We start from the raw sequence: 20,254 nt of genomic DNA, 5'->3' as shown, positions 1-20,254 counted from the left end.
CCAGCTTAATCATCACCTGATGAACAAAAATAATGACTAAACCTAATCATGAGCTTAGCCCGGCGCTGATCGTGCTGATGTCTATCGCCACCGGTCTGGCGGTAGCCAGTAACTATTACGCCCAGCCATTGCTCGACACCATCGCGCGTAACTTTTCCCTTTCCGCCAGTTCGGCAGGCTTTATTGTTACCGCCGCGCAGTTGGGCTATGCCGCAGGTCTACTGTTTCTTGTTCCCCTCGGTGATATGTTTGAACGCCGCCGCCTGATTGTCTCGATGACCTTACTGGCGGCATGTTGATTACCGCCAGCAGTCAGTCGCTGGCGATGATGATCCTCGGTACGGCATTAACCGGTTTATTCTCAGTCGTGGCACAAATTCTGGTTCCGCTGGCAGCGACGCTGGCTTCACCGGATAAACGCGGCAAAGTGGTTGGCACTATTATGAGCGGTCTGCTGTTGGGGATCTTGCTGGCACGGACAGTTGCCGGATTGCTGGCGAATCTCGGCGGCTGGCGCACCGTCTTTTGGGTTGCTTCGGTGTTAATGGCACTGATGGCGCTGGCATTATGGCGTGGTCTGCCACAAATGAAATCAGAAACCCACCTCAACTACCCACAGTTGTTGGGTTCCGTTTTCAGTATGTTTATCAGCGATAAAATTCTGCGTACCCGCGCGTTGCTGGGCTGCCTGACCTTTGCCAATTTCAGCATTCTCTGGACCTCAATGGCCTTTTTGCTTGCCGCTCCACCTTTTAACTACAGCGATGGTGTCATTGGTCTGTTTGGACTTGCGGGAGCTGCCGGAGCGTTGGGCGCTCGTCCGGCGGGCGGTTTTGCCGATAAGGGCAAATCGCACCACACCACAACTTTCGGTCTGCTGCTGCTATTACTTTCATGGCTGGCGATCTGGTTTGGTCACACTTCCGTACTGGCGTTGATTATCGGAATCCTGGTGCTGGATCTCACCGTGCAGGGCGTGCATATCACTAACCAGACGGTAATTTATCGGATACATCCTGATGCGCGCAATCGCCTGACCGCAGGTTACATGACTAGCTACTTTATTGGCGGTGCCGCCGGTTCGCTAATTTCAGCCTCAGCCTGGCAACATGGCGGTTGGGCTGGCGTTTGTCTGGCTGGCGCGACGATTGCCCTGGTTAACTTACTGGTCTGGTGGCGAGGTTTTCATCGTCAGGAAGCCGCAAATTAAGCAATCAGCAACCGTTTTCGTGGCTTTACACTTATAAGGGTGTTAAGAAGCCCATCAGTCTGATAAGGTTAAGATATTCATTCAGTCTATTTATAATATTAACAATCGTTAAGCGTACACTCTATGGAAAGCCCTACTCCACAGCCTGCTCCTGGTTCGGCGACCTTCATGGAAGGATGCAAAGACAGTTTACCGATTGTTATTAGTTATATTCCGGTGGCCTTTGCGTTCGGTCTGAATGCGACCCGTCTGGGATTCTCTCCTCTCGAAAGCGTTTTTTTCTCCTGCATCATTTATGCAGGCGCGAGCCAGTTCGTCATTACCGCGATGCTGGCAGCCGGGAGTAGTTTGTGGATTGCTGCACTGACCGTCATGGCAATGGATGTTCGCCATGTGTTGTATGGCCCGTCACTGCGTAGCCGTATTATTCAGCGTCTGCAAAAATCGAAAACCGCCCTGTGGGCGTTTGGCCTGACGGATGAGGTTTTTGCCGCCGCAACCGCAAAACTGGTACGCAATAATCGCCGCTGGAGCGAGAACTGGATGATCGGCATTGCCTTCAGTTCATGGTCATCGTGGGTATTTGGTACGGTAATAGGGGCATTCTCCGGCAGCGGCTTGCTGCAAGGTTATCCCGCCGTTGAAGCTGCATTAGGTTTTATGCTTCCGGCACTCTTTATGAGTTTCCTGCTCGCCTCTTTCCAGCGCAAACAATCTCTTTGCGTTACCGCAGCGTTAGTTGGTGCCCTTGCAGGCGTAACGCTATTTTCTATTCCCGTCGCCATTCTGGCAGGCATTGTCTGTGGCTGCCTCACTGCGTTAATCCAGGCATTCTGGCAAGGAGCGCCCGATGAGCTATGAGGTTCTGCTGCTTGGGTTACTAGTTGGCGTGGCGAATTATTGCTTCCGCTATTTGCCGCTGCGCCTGCGTGTGGGTAATGCCCGCCCAACCAAACGTGGCGCGGTAGGTATTTTGCTCGACACCATTGGCATCGCCTCGATATGCGCTCTGCTGGTTGTCTCTACCGCACCAGAAGTGATGCACGATACACGCCGTTTCGTGCCCACGCTGGTCGGCTTCGCGGTACTGGGTGCCAGTTTCTATAAAACACGCAGCATTATCATCCCAACACTGCTTAGTGCGCTGGCCTATGGGCTAGCCTGGAAAGTGATGGCGATTATATAACCCACAAGAATCATTTTTCTAAAACAATACATTTACTTTATTTGTCACTGTCGTTACTATATCGGCTGAAATTAATGAGGTCATACCCAAATGGATAGTTCGTTTACGCCCATTGAACAAATGCTAAAATTTCGCGCCAGCCGCCACGAAGATTTTCCTTATCAGGAGATCCTTCTGACTCGTCTTTGCATGCACATGCAAAGCAAGCTGCTGGAGAACCGCAATAAAATGCTGAAGGCTCAGGGGATTAACGAGACGTTGTTTATGGCGTTGATTACGCTGGAGTCTCAGGAAAACCACAGTATTCAGCCTTCTGAATTAAGTTGTGCTCTTGGATCATCCCGTACCAACGCGACGCGTATTGCCGATGAACTGGAAAAACGCGGTTGGATCGAACGTCGTGAAAGCGATAACGATCGCCGCTGCCTGCATCTGCAATTAACGGAAAAAGGTCACGAGTTTTTGCGCGAGGTTTTACCACCGCAGCATAACTGCCTGCATCAACTCTGGTCCGCGCTCAGCACAACAGAAAAAGATCAGCTCGAGCAAATCACCCGCAAATTGCTCTCCCGTCTCGACCAGATGGAACAAGACGGTGTGGTTCTCGAAGCGATGAGCTAACGCGTCATCTCGCTCAAAAATCCAGATTTATAAAAGAAAAAATGACTGGCCAGCATCGCAACATGCTGGCCTTTTTGGCAAGCAGGTCGGCTCAGCCGATGAGTTAAGAAGATCGTGGAGAACAATATGAGCGCAAATGCGGAGACTCAAACCCCGCAGCAACCGGTAAAGAAGAGCGGCAAACGTAAGCGTCTGCTCCTCCTTCTCACCTTGCTCTTTATAATTATTGCCGTAGCGATAGGGATTTATTGGTTTTTGGTACTGCGTCACTTCGAAGAAACCGATGACGCATACGTGGCAGGGAATCAAATTCAAATTATGTCTCAGGTGTCTGGCAGCGTGACGAAAGTCTGGGCCGATAACACCGATTTTGTAAAAGAAGGCGACGTGCTGGTCACTCTCGACCCGACAGATGCTCGCCAGGCGTTTGAAAAAGCCAAAACTGCACTGGCTTCCAGCGTTCGCCAAACCCACCAGCTGATGATTAACAGCAAGCAGTTGCAGGCGAATATTGAGGTGCAGAAAATCGCCCTCGCGAAAGCACAAAGCGACTACAACCGCCGTGTGCCGCTGGGCAATGCCAACCTGATTGGTCGCGAAGAGCTGCAACACGCCCGCGACGCCGTCACCAGTGCCCAGGCGCAACTGGACGTCGCGATTCAACAATACAATGCCAATCAGGCGATGATTCTGGGGACTAAACTGGAAGATCAGCCAGCCGTGCAACAGGCTGCCACCGAAGTACGTAACGCCTGGCTGGCGCTGGAGCGTACTCGTATTATCAGTCCGATGACCGGTTATGTCTCCCGCCGCGCGGTACAGCCTGGGGCGCAAATTAGCCCAACGACGCCGCTGATGGCGGTCGTTCCAGCCACCAATATGTGGGTGGATGCCAACTTTAAAGAGACGCAGATTGCCAATATGCGTATCGGTCAGCCGGTCACTATCACCACGGATATTTACGGCGATGATGTGAAATACACCGGTAAAGTGGTTGGTCTGGATATGGGCACAGGTAGCGCGTTCTCACTGCTTCCAGCGCAAAATGCGACCGGTAACTGGATCAAAGTCGTTCAGCGTCTGCCTGTGCGTATCGAACTGGACCAGAAACAGCTGGAGCAATATCCGCTGCGTATCGGTTTGTCCACGCTGGTGAGCGTCAATACCACTAACCGTGACGGTCAGGTACTGGCAAATAAAGTACGTTCCACTCCGGTAGCGGTAAGCACCGCGCGTGAAATCAGCCTGGCACCTGTCAATAAACTGATCGACGATATCGTAAAAGCTAACGCTGGCTAATCCAGAGGTGCGTGTGATGCAACAGCAAAAACCGCTGGAAGGCGCGCAACTGGTCATTATGACGATTGCGCTGTCACTGGCGACATTCATGCAGGTGCTGGACTCCACCATTGCTAACGTGGCGATCCCCACTATCGCCGGGAATCTGGGCTCATCGCTCAGCCAGGGAACGTGGGTAATCACTTCTTTCGGGGTGGCGAATGCCATCTCGATCCCGCTTACCGGCTGGCTGGCAAAGCGCGTCGGGGAAGTGAAACTGTTCCTTTGGTCCACCATCGCCTTTGCTATTGCGTCGTGGGCGTGTGGTGTCTCCAGCAGCCTGAATATGCTGATCTTCTTCCGCGTGATTCAGGGGATTGTCGCCGGGCCGTTGATCCCGCTTTCGCAAAGTCTATTGCTGAATAACTACCCGCCAGCCAAACGCTCGATCGCGCTGGCGTTGTGGTCGATGACGGTGATTGTCGCGCCAATTTGCGGCCCGATCCTCGGCGGTTATATCAGCGATAATTACCACTGGGGCTGGATATTCTTCATCAACGTGCCGATTGGCGTGGCGGTGGTGTTGATGACACTGCAAACTCTGCGCGGACGTGAAACCCGCACCGAACGGCGGCGGATTGATGCCGTGGGGCTGGCACTGCTGGTTATTGGTATCGGCAGCCTGCAGATTATGCTCGACCGCGGTAAAGAGCTGGACTGGTTTTCATCACAGGAAATTATCATCCTTACCGTGGTGGCGGTGGTGGCTATCTGCTTCCTGATTGTCTGGGAGCTGACCGACGATAACCCGATAGTCGATCTGTCGTTGTTTAAGTCGCGCAACTTCACCATCGGCTGCTTGTGTATCAGCCTCGCGTATATGCTCTACTTCGGCGCTATTGTTCTGCTGCCGCAGTTGTTGCAGGAGGTCTACGGTTACACGGCGACCTGGGCAGGTTTGGCCTCTGCGCCGGTAGGGATTATTCCGGTGATCCTGTCGCCGATTATCGGCCGCTTCGCGCATAAACTGGATATGCGGCGGCTGGTAACCTTCAGCTTTATTATGTATGCCGTCTGCTTCTACTGGCGTGCCTATACCTTTGAACCAGGTATGGATTTTGGCGCGTCGGCCTGGCCGCAGTTTATCCAGGGGTTTGCGGTGGCCTGCTTCTTTATGCCGCTGACCACCATTACGCTGTCTGGTTTGCCACCGGAACGACTGGCGGCGGCATCGAGCCTCTCTAACTTTACGCGAACGCTGGCGGGGTCTATCGGCACGTCGATAACCACGACCATGTGGACCAACCGCGAGTCGATGCACCATGCGCAGTTGACTGAGTCGGTAAACCCGTTCAACCCGAATGCCCAGGCGATGTACAGTCAACTGGAAGGGCTTGGGATGACGCAACAGCAGGCATCAGGCTGGATTGCCCAGCAGATCACCAATCAGGGGCTGATTATTTCCGCCAATGAGATCTTCTGGATGTCAGCCGGGATATTCCTCGTCCTGCTGGGGCTGGTGTGGTTTGCTAAACCGCCATTTGGCGCAGGTGGCGGCGGAGGCGGTGCGCACTAAGTACAACTAAGCCAGTTCATTTGAACTGGCTTTTTTCAATTAATTGTGAAGATAGTTTACTGACTAGATGTGCAGTTCCTGCAACTTCTCTTTCGGCAGTGCCAGTTCTTCGTTGCTGTTGATGCGTACGTCACGTTCCAGAATGCTACGCGCAATATCCTGCGCTTCCTGCAACGAGTGCATCTGGTAAGTGCCACACTGGTAGACGTTCAGTTCCGGGATCTGATTCTGATCCTGCACTTTCAGCACGTCTTCCATTGCCGCTTTCCAGGCATCAGCAACACGCTGCTCATCTGGCGTACCAATCAGACTCATATAAAAACCGGTGCGGCAGCCCATTGGCGAGATATCGATAATCTCTACACCATTACCGTTAAGATGGTTACGCATAAAACCAGCAAACAGGTGCTCCAGGGTATGGATCCCTCTTTCTGGCATCACTTCTTTGTTCGGCACGCAGAAGCGCAGATCGAACACGGTGATTGCGTCGCCATGCGGGGTGTTCATTGTTTTCGCCACCCGAACTGCAGGCGCTTCCATCCGGGTATGATCGACTGTGAAGCTATCTAACAACGGCATTTAGCCACCTCCGGTAATTTTTTTAAAAATTTTCTGAACTCTTTCTTCCCAGGCGAGTCTGAGTATATGAAAGACGCGCATTTGTTATCATCATCCCTGAATTCAGAGATGAAATTTTGGCCACTCACGAGTGGCCTTTTTCTTTTCTGTCAGGCGTGTTTTTCCAGCCACACCGCAAACGGTTCGGTATCAGCGGCTTCCATTTCCTGCTGACGGCGTTCAGACGCCTCGCGCTCGGCTACAAAATCCTCTTCGCGCAGAATTTCCAGCGGCTCTTCACGCAGCAGATTACGGTAGGCTTCTGCAAATGCTTTGCCTGTTCCGCCAATACCAGTATCAATCATAGACCTTAAGATACGGGCAGAGAAAGTCAGATCGGGATTATCGAAGCAGGCAACCAGTTCATCACACACTTTCTGATACGCTTCGCCGCCGTTAATACTATCCAGCGTTTGCGCGACGCGTTTCAGATCGCGGAACAGATCTTTACCCACCTGCGGTAACGGGAACTGTGCGGTTTCGCAGCCGATACCCAGCGTCAGACCCGGTTTGCGACCTTCGAGGATCACCCGGTTCCAGTTAACGCGTGTACAGGCAAGTTCGCTACTGCTCATTTCCGGTGCATCAGCCAGCGCACACCAGACCATAAACAGGTCGAGGAATCGCACCTGCTGTTCATCTACACCAATCGGCGAGAACGGGTTGATGTCCAGCGAACGCACTTCAATATATTCAATGCCGCCACGTAACAGCGCATCAGAAGGCGACTCGCCGCTGCGGGTAACGCGTTTTGGACGAATCGGCGCGTACAGTTCGTTTTCAATCTGCAACACGTTGCTGTTGATTTGCAGCCTCTTACCGTCTTTCTCAATACCAATCTTCGCGTACTCTTCCGATGGCGTTTTGATTGCCTGTTTAAGGCCCGCTACGTACTCGTAAAGATCGTTGAAGGTAATACCAAGATTGCTTTGCGATTTATTGGTATAGCCGAGATCGCTCAAACGAAGAGAGGTCGCATACGGCAGGTAATACATACCGCACTCGGTTTTCTCAAACGGCAGCGACGTTGGTTTTCCTTGCAGGAAAGAAGAACAAATCGCCGGAGATGCACCAAACAGATAAGGAATGACCCAACCGAAACGATAGTAATTGCGGATAACGCGGAAATAGCCCGCAGAAATTTTCTCTTTGGCATCAGCGCCCGAGATATCACCGCACTTCGCTTGCCAGAATGCCATTGGCAAAGAGAAATTGTAGTGCACGCCGGAAATGGTTTGCATCAGCGCGCCGTAGCGATTTTTCAGCCCTTCACGATACAGCGTTTTAAAGCGTCCGGTGTTAGAAGTGCCGTACTGTGCCAGTTCGATGTCCTGACCTTCTGCGATGTAGCATGGCATACTTAACGGCCACATCCGCTCATCGCCCATATTGCGCGCCGTATAACGATGCAGATCGCGCATAAAGGTCAGCATATGTTCAATATCACCATCCACTGGTGTAATGAATTCCAGCAATGCTTCCGCAAAATCGGTAGTAATCCATTTGTGCGTCAGTGCGGAACCTAATGCTTCAGGATGACCTGTTGTTGCCAGTGTGCCATCAGCATTAACACGCAAAGTTTCGCGCTCCAGCCCACGCTGTATCCCCTTTAACGCCTGAGGATGTTTTTCCAGCCAGGCCAGCGCCTGTGATACGTCCGGGATCAAATTGACCTCCCGCCTGTCAAAATCGTTTTAATTAGCATAACTGTAATGGTGACCATATGTGCAGGCCTACAATTAGTGCCACCACATCATGCCCTGAACGGTCGCTGCTGCAACTGCAACATAGCGTAACGCTTTACCAAGGCACAAAAAAAAGATTACCGGTCCCCACGAGATGCGCATCCATCCCGCTAACAGACACAGTAAATCGCCAACCACGGGCATCCAGCTTAATAATAGCGTGACTGCACCATAGCGTTTCAGCCAGCCGGTAGCTTTCTCTTGCCAGCGCGATGTTTTACGCAATGGAAAGAAACGCCCAAGGATAACGTTAGTTAACCCTCCAAGGCTATTACCCATTGTTGCTGTTAAAACTAAAACCCAGGGATGACTGATCCCGGAAAGCAACATTGCCACCAGCACGACTTCGGAGTTGCCGGGTAATAGTGTAGCGCTGAGAAAACTACTGGCAAACAACGAGAAAAGCGATAACGCTTCACTCACAGCAAGCGAACATCCACGGCGTCCATGCCTGCTGCACGGGCCGCCTGAATACCGAAATCGGCATCTTCAAAGACCACACACTGCGTCGGTTGCACGCCCATACGCTGCGCGCACAACAAAAATGTGTCTGGCGCGGGTTTATGGTGTTTGACGTGATCGGCAGCGACGACGGCGTCAAAATAATGGCGTAATCCCAGGTGCGCCAGCAATGCCTCAGCGATGGCGCTTTCACTCCCCGTTCCTACAGCCATTGGGCGACGACCATGCCAACTTTTCACCACATCAACAAGAGGAAGCGGTTCGACGCTATCCAGCAGCATACTTCTTACTGCTTCTGTTTTTTCACGCGCTAACGCATGCGGGTCGAGATCGGCCTGATTCAGCTCAATAATTGCCTGAGCAATACGCCAGGTGGGCGATCCATTAAGCGCAATCATCGCCTGAATATCGTACTGAAGACCGTAGTGCCCTAATACTTCGCGCCACGCTTTACGGTGCGTAGGCTCCGTATCCAGGATTGTGCCATCCATATCAAAAATTAAACCTGCATAACGCTCGTACATGGTCTTCTCGCAAGTCGAAAAATATGACGCTACTTTAGCGTAATTGCTTGATTTTGTCGCTGATGGCGAAGGAGAAGAAAATTCAGGAAATGGATAAAGGAGTTATTTAGAAATGAGATATTTTTGAAGGAAATTTTTTGGAGAAGATGGTGCATCCGGGAGGATGACTCACTGACGTTCGCCCTTCGGGCCGTTGCTGGCGCAACGTTATCCTTCCTGGTGCCTGCGGTTAATACCGCTATCTCTTCGATACCTTCATTGCTGAAGGTTACGGAGAATATGGTGCATCCGGGAGGATTCGAACCTCCGACCGCTCGGTTCGTAGCCGAGTACTCTATCCAGCTGAGCTACGGATGCATCGGGAAAACTTATTCTACTGCTGATATTGATACCGCTACTAAAGCCATATCAATTAAGAGATGGTGCATCCGGGAGGATTACTCGCCTTGCGGCTCGCCCTTCGGGCCGTTGCTAAAGCAACGTTATCATCCCTAGTGCCTGCGGTTAATTCCGCTACCTCTTCGATACCTTCATTGCTGAAGATTTCGGAGAATATGGTGCATCCGGGAGGATTCGAACCTCCGACCGCTCGGTTCGTAGCCGAGTACTCTATCCAGCTGAGCTACGGATGCATCGGGAAATTTATTTTACTGCTGATATTGATACCGCTACTAAAGCCATATCAAGTAAGAGATGGTGCATCCGGGAGGATTCGAACCTCCGACCGCTCGGTTCGTAGCCGAGTACTCTATCCAGCTGAGCTACGGATGCATCGGGAAACTTACTTTACTGCAGATTTTTTGATACCGCTACTAAAGCCGTATCAAGTAAGAGATGGTGCATCCGGGAGGATTACTCGCCTTGCGGCTCGCCCTTCGGGCCGTTGCTAAAGCAACGTTATCCTCCCTGGTGCCTGCGGTTATTACCGCCACCTCTTCCATACCTTCATCGCTGAAAGTACGTAGAATATGGTGCATCCGGGAGGATTCGAACCTCCGACCGCTCGGTTCGTAGCCGAGTACTCTATCCAGCTGAGCTACGGATGCAAATGGCGGTGAGGCGGGGATTCGAACCCCGGATGCAGCTTTTGACCGCATACTCCCTTAGCAGGGGAGCGCCTTCAGCCTCTCGGCCACCTCACCACACGCCTCTTACGAGTGCTTCGAAGAACTTGTTTATCGCTCATCGTCGCTGCGTGGCGCACATATTACTTTCTGAGACTTATAAGTCAAACAATTTTTCCTACACTTTTATCGTTTGCACACTTCACGTTCAATTAGTCTGTAAAAACGTCAAAAAGAGTGTTTTATCAACAGAAGAATGGAGGTCTGACAGATAGTAGTAATGCAAAAAAATGGAGACTTAAGTTGAATGAACGGGAGTAAAGCGAAAAGACTATAGAGTGAAGGAGAAATTTTGAGGGTGCGTCTCACCGATAAAGATGAGACGCGGAAAGATTAGTAACTGGACTGCTGGGATTTTTCAGCCTGGATACGCTGGTAGATCTCTTCACGGTGAACAGAAACTTCCTTCGGGGCATTTACGCCAATACGTACCTGGTTGCCCTTTACCCCTAAAACTGTCACGGTGACCTCATCCCCAATCATGAGGGTCTCACCAACTCGACGAGTCAGAATCAGCATTCTTTGCTCCTTGAAAGATTAAAAGAGTCGGGTCTCTCTGTATCCCGGCATTATCCATCATATAACGCCAAAAAGTAAGCAATGACAAACACATTACATCTAAGCAGTCATGGCATTACATTCTGTTAAACCTAAGTTTAGCCGATATACACAACTTCAACCTGACTTTATCGTTGTCGATAGCGTTAATGCGAATGCCGTGAAGCGAGTCCACGGCATTGCCTGACGCTTATATTATTGCAATTTCGCGCTGACCCAGCCTTTCACACTGGCTAACGCTGCAGGTAAGGCCGCAGCATCCGTACCACCGGCTTGCGCCATGTCAGGACGTCCACCACCCTTGCCGCCCACCTGCTGAGCGACCATACCAATCAGTTCCCCTGCTTTCACACGATCTGTGACGTCCTTAGATACGCCTGCAATCAGAGAAACCTTACCTTCGACTACCGTTGCCAGCACGATAATTGTCGACCCCAGCTGATTTTTTAAATCGTCAACCATGGTACGCAACATTTTCGGCTCAACACCGCTAAGCTCGCTAACCAACAGCTTAACACCATTAACATCAATTGCCTTACTGGAAAGATTTGCGCTCTCCTGTGCGGCAGCTTGTTCTTTAAGCTGTTGTAACTCTTTTTCCAGCTGACGCGTACGTTCCAGTACTGAGCGCACTTTATCAGCCAGATTATTGCTATCGCCTTTCAGCAGATGCGCGACTTCGCTTAAGCGATCGCTGTCTGCATGAACGGTGGCGATAGCACCTTCTCCGGTTACCGCTTCGATACGACGAACGCCTGCAGCAGTACCCGATTCAGAGATGATGCGGAACAGACCAATATCACCAGTGCGGCTGGCGTGAGTACCGCCACACAACTCGGTAGAGAAATCGCCCATGCTCAGCACGCGTACGCGCTCATCATACTTCTCGCCGAACAGCGCCATCGCACCTTTCGCTTTCGCCGCTTCGAGATCCATGATGTTGGTTTCGATCGGCAAATTGCGACGAATCTGTGTGTTCACCAGGTCTTCGACCGCACGAATCTCTTCTGGTTTCATCGCTTCGTTGTGTGAGAAGTCGAAGCGCAGCACCTTGTCGTTAACCAGTGAACCTTTCTGCGATACATGAGTACCCAGAACCTGGCGCAGCGCAGCGTGCATCAGGTGCGTTGCGGAGTGATTCAGACGAATACGGGCGCGACGAGCCTCATCAACATCAGCCTGCACCGCGTCGCCCACTTTCAGAGAACCCGCAGCAAGTTTACCGATGTGACCAATCGCCTGGCCGTATTTCTGCGTATCTTCCACCGCAAAGGAGAAGTTAGCGCCTTTCAGTTCGCCTTTATCGCCAACCTGACCGCCGGATTCCGCATAGAATGGCGTTTGATCCAGCACGACCACAGCTTCCTGGCCTGCATTGATGGCATCAACCGCTTTACCATCAACAAACAGCGCAGTCACTTTGCCGTTCAGTTCCAGATGGTCATAGCCTTTAAATTCAGATGCACTGTCAACACGGATCATTGCGTTGTAATCGGCACCAAAGCCGCTGGCTTCGCGCGCGCGACGACGCTGCTCTTCCATTGCAGCTTCAAAACCAGCTTCGTCAACTTTGATGTTGCGCTCACGACAAACATCAGCCGTCAGGTCAACCGGGAAGCCATAGGTGTCGTACAGACGGAAAGCAGTTTCACCATCCAGCGTATCACCAGAAAGTTTTGCCAGCTCTTCATCCAGCAACGCCAGACCGCGCTCCAGAGTACGAGCAAACTGCTCTTCTTCAGTCTTCAGCACCTGCTCAACCTGCGCCTGCTGGCGTTTCAGGTCTTCACCCGCAGAGCCCATAACGTCGATCAGCGGACCAACCAGTTTGTAGAAGAAGGTTTCTTTCGCGCCGAGCATATTACCGTGACGCACTGCGCGACGAATGATACGACGCAGTACATAACCACGGTTTTCATTGGACGGCATTACGCCATCCGCGATCAGGAACGCACAAGAACGAATGTGGTCAGCGATTACGCGCAGCGATTTATTGCTCAGATCGGTTGCGCCAGTGACTTTCGCTACCGCCTGGATCAGCGTGCGGAACAGGTCGATGTCATAGTTAGAGTTAACGTGTTGCAGCACCGCAGCAATACGCTCCAGACCCATACCGGTATCTACAGACGGCTTCGGCAGCGGTTCCATCGTGCCATCGGCCTGGCGGTTGAACTGCATGAAGACGATGTTCCAGATCTCAATGTAGCGGTCGCCGTCTTCTTCCGGGCTTCCCGGAGGGCCCCCCCAAATGTGGTCGCCGTGATCGTAGAAGATTTCGGTGCACGGGCCGCACGGACCAGTGTCACCCATCTGCCAGAAGTTGTCAGATGCGTATGGCGCACCTTTGTTATCGCCGATGCGAATAATACGTTCGCGCGGGATCCCTACTTCTTTTTCCCAGATTTCGTAGGCTTCGTCGTCGCTTTCATAGACGGTAACCCACAGACGCTCTTTCGGCAGGGCAAACCATTTTTCGCTGGTCAGCAGTTCCCATGCAAACTGAATGGCATCGTGTTTGAAATAGTCGCCGAAGCTGAAGTTGCCCAGCATTTCGAAGAAGGTATGGTGACGCGCGGTGTAACCGACGTTTTCCAGGTCGTTGTGTTTACCACCCGCACGCACGCAGCGTTGGGAAGTGGTAGCGCGGGAATAATTACGCTTGTCGAGCCCAAGGAACACATCCTTGAACTGGTTCATCCCGGCGTTGGTAAACAACAAAGTTGGGTCGTTATGGGGTACCAGGGAGCTGCTGGCAACTACCTGATGTCCCTTACTATGGAAAAAGTCGAGAAACGCCTGACGGATCTCAGCGGTGCTCTTGCTCATAATTATCCTGAAATCAAGCTAACGAAATATCGCCACCAGCTCCAGCGTGTCTTAACCGCCGGGCTGGTAACTGAAAAGTGGGAATAAGATAAGTTTTCTTGACTGGGAAGTAAAATACCGTATGCGTTCAGTCGGCAAAATTTCGCCAAATCTCCTGGATATCTTCCATCAGATAGCCACGATAGAGCAGAAAACGCTGGATCTTAACTTTTTCTGAAAAGACAGTTGGCAAAGGTTCGCCATATTTTCGCGTCGCCTGATCGCGCGCCAGTGCGCACCAGTCGATGTCACATTCACGCATCGCTTTTTCTGTCGCTTCGCGGGAAATACCTTTCTGATTCAGTTCCTGGCGAATACGCGCAGGTCCATAACCTTTGCGGCTACGGCTGGCGATAAAGCGCGCAACAAATCGGCTGTCATCGAGATAGCCATGTTCATGGCACCAGGCAATAACGCGCTCGTAATCTTCTGCCGTAGCATCAATCTCTTCTGGGCCATTTTTGCCCATAATCGGTGCCGCGAGTTTACGTCGCAGTTCTTGCTCACTGTGATCGCGCACCGCCAGAATGCGTACCGCACGATCCAACAGGCGAGCATATGCCGGGCGACGGGATGTTGATTCTGTCATGGCATATCCTTACAACTTAAAAAAGCAAAAGGGCCGCAGATGCGACCCTTGTGTATCAAACAAGACGATTAAAAATCTTCGTTAGTTTCTGCTACGCCTTCGCTATCATCTACAGAGAAATCCGGCGTTGAGTTCGGGTTGCTCAGCAGCAACTCACGTACTTTCTTCTCGATCTCTTTCGCGGTTTCCGGGTTATCTTTCAGCCAGGCAGTCGCATTCGCTTTACCCTGACCGATCTTCTCACCTTTGTAGCTGTACCACGCGCCTGCTTTCTCGATCAGCTTCTCTTTTACGCCCAGGTCAACCAGTTCGCCGTAGAAGTTGATACCTTCGCCGTAGAGGATCTGGAATTCAGCCTGTTTAAACGGCGCAGCGATTTTGTTCTTCACCACTTTCACGCGGGTTTCGCTACCCACCACGTTTTCGCCCTCTTTCACCGCGCCGATACGACGGATGTCGAGACGAACAGAGGCGTAGAATTTCAGCGCGTTACCACCGGTAGTGGTTTCCGGGTTACCGAACATCACACCAATTTTCATACGGATCTGGTTGATGAAGATCAGCAGCGTGTTGGACTGCTTCAGGTTACCCGCCAGCTTACGCATCGCCTGGCTCATCATACGTGCCGCAAGGCCCATGTGAGAGTCGCCGATTTCGCCTTCGATTTCCGCTTTCGGCGTCAGTGCCGCCACGGAGTCAACGACGATAACGTCTACTGCGCCAGAACGCGCCAGGGCGTCACAGATTTCCAGTGCCTGCTCGCCGGTGTCCGGCTGGGAGCACAGCAGGTTGTCGATATCGACGCCCAGTTTACGTGCGTAGATTGGGTCCAGCGCGTGTTCAGCATCGATAAACGCACAGGTTTTACCTTCACGCTGCGCTGCGGCGATCACCTGCAGCGTCAGCGTGGTTTTACCGGAAGATTCCGGTCCGTAGATTTCGACGATACGGCCCATCGGCAGACCACCTGCCCCAAGCGCGATATCCAGTGAAAGCGAACCGGTAGAGATGGTTTCCACATCCATGGAACGGTCTTCACCCAGGCGCATGATGGAGCCTTTACCAAATTGTTTCTCAATCTGGCCCAGTGCTGCCGCCAACGCTTTCTGTTTGTTTTCGTCGATAGCCATTTTTACTCCTGTCATGCCGGGTAATACCGGATAGTCAATATGTTCTGTTGAAGCAATTATACTGTATGCTCATACAGTATCAAGTGTTTTGTAGAAATTGTTGCCACAAGGTCTGCAATGCATACGCAGTAGCCTGACGACGCACCGCATCACGGTCGCCGCTGAAGCATTCCCGCCGGGTAATGCCTTCACCGCGGGCAGTGGCAAAAGCAAACCAGACGGTGCCGACAGGCTTCTCTTCACTGCCGCCATCCGGCCCGGCGATACCACTAATAGACACGGCATAATCAGCACGAGCCGCTTTCAGTGCGCCTATCGCCATTTCCACCACGACGGGTTCACTCACCGCGCCATGCTGCGCCAGCGTCTCTTCGCGTACGCCGATCATCTGCGCTTTGGCTTCGTTACTGTAGGTGACAAATCCGCGTTCAAACCAGGCGGAGCTACCGGCAATATCGGTAATCACTTTCGCTACCCAACCACCGGTACAAGACTCGGCAGTTGTTACGGTTGCGCCACGGGCTTTCAGCGCCTGCCCAACCTGTTCACTTAACTGCATCAGTTCACTGTCAGTCATCACAACCTCTGTCAGTCAAAAATTTATGCCGGACAAGATAGCACTTTCGTCAGGAAGATGGTGTTGGCGTTGCAATTTTACGAGGAGGATTCAGAAAAAAGCTGATTAGCCAGAGGGAAGCTCACGCCCCCCTCTTGTAAATAGCTACTGTACTCGCGCCAGCGCCACGGCTTGTCCTAACTGCCAGACCGCCATTGCGTAATGGGTGCTGTGGTTGTAACGGGTGATGGTGTAGAAGTTCGGCAGACCGTACCAGTACTGGTAGCCGGTGCCAACATCCAGACGCAGCAGGCTGGCTTGTTGATGGTTGCCCAGCGGCTGCTGTGGCGTTAAACCTGCGGCGGCAAGCTGCGAAATGCTGTACTTAGTTTTGAAGCCATTTGGCAAGCCTGGAGCCTGACCGTTTGCCATTACCGCGACCTGATCGCCTTTCACCCAGCCGTGCGCTTTGAAATAGTTCGCCACGCTACCGATCGCATCAACCGGATCCCACAGGTTGATATGCCCGTCGCCGCTGAAATCTACCGCATATTGTTTGTAAGACGACGGCATAAACTGTCCGTAGCCCATCGCCCCGGCAAAGGAACCTTTCAGATTGAGCGGATCGTCCTGCTCGTCGCGCGCCATCAACAGGAAGGTTTCCAGCTCGCCAGAGAAATACTCCGCGCGGCGTGGGTAGTTAAATGACAGCGTTGCCAGCGCATCGAGGATGCGAGTTTTCCCCATCACGCGCCCCCAGCGGGTTTCAACGCCGATAATCCCGACGATAATTTCCGGCGGTACTCCATACACCTGCCACGCGCGATTCAACGCATCTTCATACTGATTCCAGAAAACCACACCGTTCTGCACGTTGTCCGGCGTAATAAATTTTTTGCGATAACGGAGCCATGCGCCGTTCGGACCTGATGGCGGTTTCACCGATGTGGTTGGTGCCTGGTTATCCATCAGCCGCAGTACCGAATCCAGACGCTTCGCCTGGGAGAGAATTTCCTGCAACTGCTGACGATCGAAACCGTGTTTGTTCACCATTTTGTCGATGAACTGCTGGGCATTCGGGTTATTAGCGAAATCGCCGCCCATCTGCATCACATTGTGCTGCGGCTCAAGCAGGAAGCCGCCAGACGGCGTTCCGGTGGTCGTATCAGTCTCAGTAGGTTTTGGCTTGCTGCTACAGGCGGCAAGCAACACAAAAAGGGGAAGCAATGTTACATAACGACGCTTGAACATGAGGGGTCCATTTAACAGATTCAACCAGGGGCAAGTATGGTAAAGCATCACGCCCCGCACAAGGAAGCGGTAGTCACTGCCCGATACGGACTTTACATAACTCAACTCATTCCCCTCGCTATCCTTTTATTCAAACTTTCAAATTAAAATATTTATCTTTCATTTTGCGATCAAAATAACACTTTTAAATCTTTCAATCTGATTAGATTAGGTTGCCGTTTGGTAATAAAACAATAAATCCTGAAGGAGAGAACAATGATAGAAACCATTACTCATGGTGCAGAGTGGTTTATCGGGCTGTTCCAAAAGGGCGGAGAGGTGTTTACCGGGATGGTGACCGGCATTCTTCCGCTGTTGATTAGCCTGCTGGTTATCATGAACGCACTGATTAATTTTATCGGTCAGCATCGTATTGAACGTTTTGCTCAACGTTGCGCCGGTAACCCTGTTTCCCGTTACCTACTGTTACCGTGCATTGGCACGTTTGTCTTTTGCAATCCGATGACCCTAAGCCTGGGTCGCTTTATGCCGGAAAAGTACAAACCCAGCTACTACGCGGCGGCCTCTTATAGCTGCCACTCAATGAATGGCCTCTTCCCCCATATCAACCCTGGCGAACTGTTTGTTTATCTTGGCATTGCCAGCGGTCTGACAACGCTGAACCTGCCACTTGGCCCACTGGCGGTGAGTTATCTGCTGGTTGGTCTGGTCACCAATTTCTTCCGCGGCTGGGTGACCGATCTGACCACCGCCATTTTTGAGAAAAAGATGGGCATTCAACTTGAACAAAAAGTTCACCTGGCAGGAGCAACATCATGACGCATATTCGGATCGAAAAAGGAACGGGTGGCTGGGGCGGCCCGCTTGAGCTGAAAGCCACGCCGGGAAAAAAAATCGTCTATATCACCGCCGGTACCCGGCCTGCGATTGTTGACAAACTGGCACAGCTTACTGGCTGGCAGGCTATTGACGGATTTAAAGAAGGTGAACCCGCGGAGGCGGAAATTGGTGTCGCGGTAATCGACTGTGGCGGCACATTACGCTGCGGCATCTATCCGAAACGACGTATTCCCACCATTAATATCCACTCGACGGGCAAGTCCGGTCCGCTGGCGCAGTACATTGTGGAAGATATTTATGTCTCTGGCGTAAAAGAAGAAAACATCACTGTAGTAGGTGATGCGACACCACAACCCTCTTCCGTGGGCCGTGACTATGACACCAGTAAGAAAATCACCGAACAAAGCGATGGTTTACTGGCGAAGGTGGGAATGGGCATGGGGTCCACCGTTGCGGTGCTGTTTCAATCTGGTCGTGACACCATCGACACTGTATTAAAAACCATTCTGCCGTTTATGGCATTCGTCTCGGCGCTCATTGGCATCATTATGGCTTCTGGCCTTGGTGACTGGATTGCCCACGGTCTTGCTCCGCTGGCGAGCCATCCACTGGGTCTGGTCATGCTGGCGCTCATCTGTTCCTTCCCACTGCTTTCACCTTTCCTCGGCCCAGGCGCAGTTATCGCACAGGTTATCGGCGTATTGATTGGCGTGCAGATTGGTCTCGGCAATATTCCGCCGCATCTGGCTTTACCGGCACTGTTTGCCATCAACGCGCAGGCGGCCTGCGACTTCATCCCGGTCGGTTTGTCGCTGGCGGAAGCCCGTCAGGACACGGTTCGCGTCGGTGTCCCTTCTGTACTGGTGAGCCGCTTTTTAACCGGCGCGCCGACTGTACTGATCGCCTGGTTTGTCTCCGGTTTTATCTATCAATAGAGGCTGAAACATGACCGTTATTTATCAGACCACCATCACCCGTATCGGCGCGAGTGCCATTGACGCCCTCAGTGACCAGATGCTCATCACCTTTCGTGAAGGCGCGCCTGCGGACCTCGAAGAGTATTGCTTCATTCATTGCCACGGCGAGTTGAAAGGTGCACTCCATCCCGGTTTGCAATTTTCACTCGGGCAGCATCGCTATCCGGTGACCGCTGTTGGCAGCGTGGCGGAAGACAACCTTCGCGAACTGGGTCATGTCACCCTGCGCTTCGATGGTTTAAACGAAGCGGAATTTCCGGGCACTGTCCATGTGGCAGGCCCTGTCCCCGACGATATCGCGCCGGGATCGGTTTTGAAGTTTGAATCTGTTAAGGAGTAAAAAATGAATCAGGTTGCCGTTGTCATCGGTGGTGGGCAAACCTTAGGCGCGTTCCTGTGCCACGGTCTGGCTGCCGAGGGGTATCGCGTCGCGGTTGTCGATATTCAGAGCGACAAAGCCGCAAATGTGGCACAAGAAATTAACGCCGAATATGGTGAAAGTATGGCGTACGGTTTTGGTGCTGACGCCACTAGCGAGCAAAGCGTTCTGGCGCTCTCTCGTGGGGTAGATGAAATCTTTGGTCGCGTGGATTTGCTGGTCTACAGCGCCGGAATAGCAAAAGCAGCCTTTATCAGCGACTTCCAGCTCGGCGATTTTGACCGTTCGCTACAGGTGAATCTGGTGGGTTATTTCCTGTGTGCGCGTGAATTTTCGCGTTTGATGATCCGCGACGGGATTCAGGGGCGCATTATTCAGATCAACTCGAAATCCGGCAAAGTGGGCAGCAAACACAACTCTGGCTACAGCGCAGCGAAATTTGGTGGCGTCGGGCTGACTCAATCACTGGCGCTGGATCTGGCGGAGTACGGCATTACGGTGCATTCACTGATGCTCGGTAACCTGCTGAAATCGCCGATGTTCCAGTCACTGTTGCCACAATACGCGACCAAGCTGGGTATCAAACCGGATCAAGTCGAGCAGTATTACATCGACAAAGTACCGCTCAAACGCGGCTGCGATTATCAAGATGTGCTGAATATGCTGCTGTTCTACGCCAGTCCTAAGGCGTCGTACTGCACCGGACAGTCGATCAATGTCACCGGCGGTCAGGTGATGTTCTGATCAACAGCGGAGATCCATTAA

Annotated in this window: 19 protein-coding genes, 5 tRNA genes and 1 pseudogene; 10 read left to right on the top strand and 15 right to left on the bottom strand. The window is 52.1% G+C overall.

The window, feature by feature from the left end; translation table 11 throughout:
- Window positions 1-32: 32 nt before the first annotated feature.
- The 6 genes and pseudogenes from KXD89_RS05175 to emrB all read left to right on the top strand — a co-directional run bounded on the left by KXD89_RS05175 (window position 33) and on the right by emrB (window position 5,871).
- A pseudogene (locus tag KXD89_RS05175) lies at window positions 33-1,210 on the top strand (MFS transporter).
- 123 nt (window positions 1,211-1,333) lie between these two features.
- Entirely contained in the window at window positions 1,334-2,071 is a 738-nt protein-coding gene (gene ygaZ, locus KXD89_RS05170) for an L-valine exporter subunit YgaZ (RefSeq protein WP_000445651.1), read from the top strand.
- Window positions 2,061-2,396: an L-valine transporter subunit YgaH gene (gene ygaH / locus KXD89_RS05165; RefSeq protein WP_000119763.1), complete on the top strand. Its 336-nt coding sequence runs from the start codon at window positions 2,061-2,063 to the stop codon at window positions 2,394-2,396. Before ygaZ ends, ygaH begins: the two co-directional genes overlap by 11 nt.
- A gap of 90 nt (window positions 2,397-2,486) precedes the next feature.
- Complete coding sequence (gene emrR, locus KXD89_RS05160; RefSeq protein WP_000378442.1) at window positions 2,487-3,017, top strand: multidrug efflux transporter EmrAB transcriptional repressor EmrR; 531 nt, start codon at window positions 2,487-2,489, stop codon at window positions 3,015-3,017.
- Window positions 3,018-3,143: 126 nt separating this feature from the next.
- Entirely contained in the window at window positions 3,144-4,316 is a 1,173-nt protein-coding gene (gene emrA, locus KXD89_RS05155) for a multidrug efflux MFS transporter periplasmic adaptor subunit EmrA (protein WP_001326681.1), read from the top strand.
- A 16-nt stretch (window positions 4,317-4,332) separates the two neighbouring features.
- Entirely contained in the window at window positions 4,333-5,871 is a 1,539-nt protein-coding gene (gene emrB, locus KXD89_RS05150; protein WP_001295176.1) for a multidrug efflux MFS transporter permease subunit EmrB, read from the top strand.
- Between the two features lie 63 nt (window positions 5,872-5,934).
- Here the strand turns inward: emrB and luxS are convergent, their stop codons facing one another.
- The 15 genes from luxS to mltB form a co-directional block, all read right to left on the bottom strand.
- Entirely contained in the window at window positions 5,935-6,450 is a 516-nt protein-coding gene (gene luxS / locus KXD89_RS05145) for an S-ribosylhomocysteine lyase (RefSeq protein WP_001130211.1), read from the bottom strand.
- Window positions 6,451-6,599: 149 nt separating this feature from the next.
- Complete coding sequence (gene gshA / locus KXD89_RS05140) at window positions 6,600-8,156, bottom strand: glutamate--cysteine ligase (RefSeq protein WP_000611804.1); 1,557 nt, start codon at window positions 8,154-8,156, stop codon at window positions 6,600-6,602.
- A 72-nt stretch (window positions 8,157-8,228) separates the two neighbouring features.
- Window positions 8,229-8,657 carry a YqaA family protein gene (locus tag KXD89_RS05135; RefSeq protein WP_001287454.1) on the bottom strand — a complete coding sequence of 143 codons (429 nt, stop codon included), beginning with the start codon at window positions 8,655-8,657 and terminating at the stop codon, window positions 8,229-8,231.
- Window positions 8,654-9,220: a fructose-1-phosphate/6-phosphogluconate phosphatase gene (gene yqaB, locus KXD89_RS05130; RefSeq protein ID WP_000273290.1), complete on the bottom strand. Its 567-nt coding sequence runs from the start codon at window positions 9,218-9,220 to the stop codon at window positions 8,654-8,656. Before yqaB ends, KXD89_RS05135 begins: the two co-directional genes overlap by 4 nt.
- Before the next feature lie 280 nt (window positions 9,221-9,500).
- Window positions 9,501-9,577, bottom strand: a tRNA-Arg gene (locus KXD89_RS05125).
- 198 nt (window positions 9,578-9,775) lie between these two features.
- A tRNA-Arg gene (locus tag KXD89_RS05120) sits at window positions 9,776-9,852 on the bottom strand.
- A 62-nt stretch (window positions 9,853-9,914) separates the two neighbouring features.
- Window positions 9,915-9,991: transfer RNA gene (locus KXD89_RS05115), tRNA-Arg, on the bottom strand.
- A 198-nt stretch (window positions 9,992-10,189) separates the two neighbouring features.
- Window positions 10,190-10,266, bottom strand: a tRNA-Arg gene (locus KXD89_RS05110).
- A gap of 3 nt (window positions 10,267-10,269) precedes the next feature.
- A tRNA-Ser gene (locus KXD89_RS05105) sits at window positions 10,270-10,362 on the bottom strand.
- A gap of 315 nt (window positions 10,363-10,677) precedes the next feature.
- The gene (csrA, locus tag KXD89_RS05100) at window positions 10,678-10,863 is read right to left on the bottom strand and encodes a carbon storage regulator CsrA (RefSeq protein ID WP_000906486.1); all 186 of its coding nucleotides are present in this window, start codon (window positions 10,861-10,863) and stop codon (window positions 10,678-10,680) included.
- Window positions 10,864-11,097: 234 nt separating this feature from the next.
- Entirely contained in the window at window positions 11,098-13,728 is a 2,631-nt protein-coding gene (alaS, locus tag KXD89_RS05095) for an alanine--tRNA ligase (protein ID WP_000047184.1), read from the bottom strand.
- 127 nt (window positions 13,729-13,855) lie between these two features.
- Window positions 13,856-14,356 carry a recombination regulator RecX gene (gene recX / locus KXD89_RS05090; RefSeq protein ID WP_000140508.1) on the bottom strand — a complete coding sequence of 167 codons (501 nt, stop codon included), beginning with the start codon at window positions 14,354-14,356 and terminating at the stop codon, window positions 13,856-13,858.
- A gap of 68 nt (window positions 14,357-14,424) precedes the next feature.
- Entirely contained in the window at window positions 14,425-15,486 is a 1,062-nt protein-coding gene (gene recA, locus KXD89_RS05085) for a recombinase RecA (protein WP_000963143.1), read from the bottom strand.
- Between the two features lie 79 nt (window positions 15,487-15,565).
- Entirely contained in the window at window positions 15,566-16,063 is a 498-nt protein-coding gene (pncC, locus tag KXD89_RS05080; RefSeq protein WP_000132231.1) for a nicotinamide-nucleotide amidase, read from the bottom strand.
- 144 nt (window positions 16,064-16,207) lie between these two features.
- Window positions 16,208-17,293, bottom strand: coding sequence for a lytic murein transglycosylase B (mltB, locus tag KXD89_RS05075; RefSeq protein WP_001295177.1), 1,086 nt, complete (start codon window positions 17,291-17,293; stop codon window positions 16,208-16,210).
- 255 nt (window positions 17,294-17,548) lie between these two features.
- On the opposite strand from mltB, the gene srlA reads away from it, so the two are divergent.
- From srlA to srlD, 4 genes are read left to right on the top strand one after another with little or no spacing between them, the layout of a single operon-like run.
- Window positions 17,549-18,112 (top strand): PTS glucitol/sorbitol transporter subunit IIC, encoded by a 564-nt coding sequence (srlA, locus tag KXD89_RS05070; protein ID WP_000573321.1) that lies wholly within the window; start codon window positions 17,549-17,551, stop codon window positions 18,110-18,112.
- Window positions 18,109-19,068 carry a PTS glucitol/sorbitol transporter subunit IIB gene (gene srlE, locus KXD89_RS05065; RefSeq protein ID WP_000148878.1) on the top strand — a complete coding sequence of 320 codons (960 nt, stop codon included), beginning with the start codon at window positions 18,109-18,111 and terminating at the stop codon, window positions 19,066-19,068. Before srlA ends, srlE begins: the two co-directional genes overlap by 4 nt.
- A 10-nt stretch (window positions 19,069-19,078) precedes the next feature.
- On the top strand, window positions 19,079-19,450 hold the full coding sequence (gene srlB, locus KXD89_RS05060) for a PTS glucitol/sorbitol transporter subunit IIA (RefSeq protein ID WP_000216194.1): 372 nt from the start codon (window positions 19,079-19,081) through the stop codon (window positions 19,448-19,450).
- Window positions 19,451-19,453: 3 nt separating this feature from the next.
- On the top strand, window positions 19,454-20,233 hold the full coding sequence (gene srlD, locus KXD89_RS05055; RefSeq protein WP_001077358.1) for a sorbitol-6-phosphate dehydrogenase: 780 nt from the start codon (window positions 19,454-19,456) through the stop codon (window positions 20,231-20,233).
- Window positions 20,234-20,254: the final 21 nt, after the last annotated feature.

Origin of the sequence: Escherichia sp. TC-EC600-tetX4, from assembly GCF_019356055.1 — a bacterium.
In the GTDB taxonomy this organism is placed as follows: Bacteria; Pseudomonadota; Gammaproteobacteria; order Enterobacterales; family Enterobacteriaceae.
The sequence above is the reverse complement of the archived record's forward strand: the minus strand, read 5'-3'. Positions and strand labels throughout refer to the sequence as shown.

What these genes read in the sequence shown, in the direction of transcription:
- ygaZ (WP_000445651.1), top strand. Translation starts at nt 1,334, where the DNA reads ATGGAAAGCCCTACTCCACAGCCTGCTCCTGGTTCGGCGACCTTCATG.
- ygaH (WP_000119763.1), top strand. Translation starts at nt 2,061, where the DNA reads ATGAGCTATGAGGTTCTGCTGCTTGGGTTACTAGTTGGCGTGGCGAAT.
- emrR (WP_000378442.1), top strand. Translation starts at nt 2,487, where the DNA reads ATGGATAGTTCGTTTACGCCCATTGAACAAATGCTAAAATTTCGCGCC.
- emrA (WP_001326681.1), top strand. Translation starts at nt 3,144, where the DNA reads ATGAGCGCAAATGCGGAGACTCAAACCCCGCAGCAACCGGTAAAGAAG.
- emrB (WP_001295176.1), top strand. Translation starts at nt 4,333, where the DNA reads ATGCAACAGCAAAAACCGCTGGAAGGCGCGCAACTGGTCATTATGACG.
- luxS (WP_001130211.1), bottom strand. Translation starts at nt 6,450, where the DNA reads ATGCCGTTGTTAGATAGCTTCACAGTCGATCATACCCGGATGGAAGCG.
- yqaB (WP_000273290.1), bottom strand. Translation starts at nt 9,220, where the DNA reads ATGTACGAGCGTTATGCAGGTTTAATTTTTGATATGGATGGCACAATC.
- csrA (WP_000906486.1), bottom strand. Translation starts at nt 10,863, where the DNA reads ATGCTGATTCTGACTCGTCGAGTTGGTGAGACCCTCATGATTGGGGAT.
- alaS (WP_000047184.1), bottom strand. Translation starts at nt 13,728, where the DNA reads ATGAGCAAGAGCACCGCTGAGATCCGTCAGGCGTTTCTCGACTTTTTC.
- recX (WP_000140508.1), bottom strand. Translation starts at nt 14,356, where the DNA reads ATGACAGAATCAACATCCCGTCGCCCGGCATATGCTCGCCTGTTGGAT.
- recA (WP_000963143.1), bottom strand. Translation starts at nt 15,486, where the DNA reads ATGGCTATCGACGAAAACAAACAGAAAGCGTTGGCGGCAGCACTGGGC.
- pncC (WP_000132231.1), bottom strand. Translation starts at nt 16,063, where the DNA reads ATGACTGACAGTGAACTGATGCAGTTAAGTGAACAGGTTGGGCAGGCG.
- mltB (WP_001295177.1), bottom strand. Translation starts at nt 17,293, where the DNA reads ATGTTCAAGCGTCGTTATGTAACATTGCTTCCCCTTTTTGTGTTGCTT.
- srlA (WP_000573321.1), top strand. Translation starts at nt 17,549, where the DNA reads ATGATAGAAACCATTACTCATGGTGCAGAGTGGTTTATCGGGCTGTTC.
- srlE (WP_000148878.1), top strand. Translation starts at nt 18,109, where the DNA reads ATGACGCATATTCGGATCGAAAAAGGAACGGGTGGCTGGGGCGGCCCG.
- srlB (WP_000216194.1), top strand. Translation starts at nt 19,079, where the DNA reads ATGACCGTTATTTATCAGACCACCATCACCCGTATCGGCGCGAGTGCC.
- srlD (WP_001077358.1), top strand. Translation starts at nt 19,454, where the DNA reads ATGAATCAGGTTGCCGTTGTCATCGGTGGTGGGCAAACCTTAGGCGCG.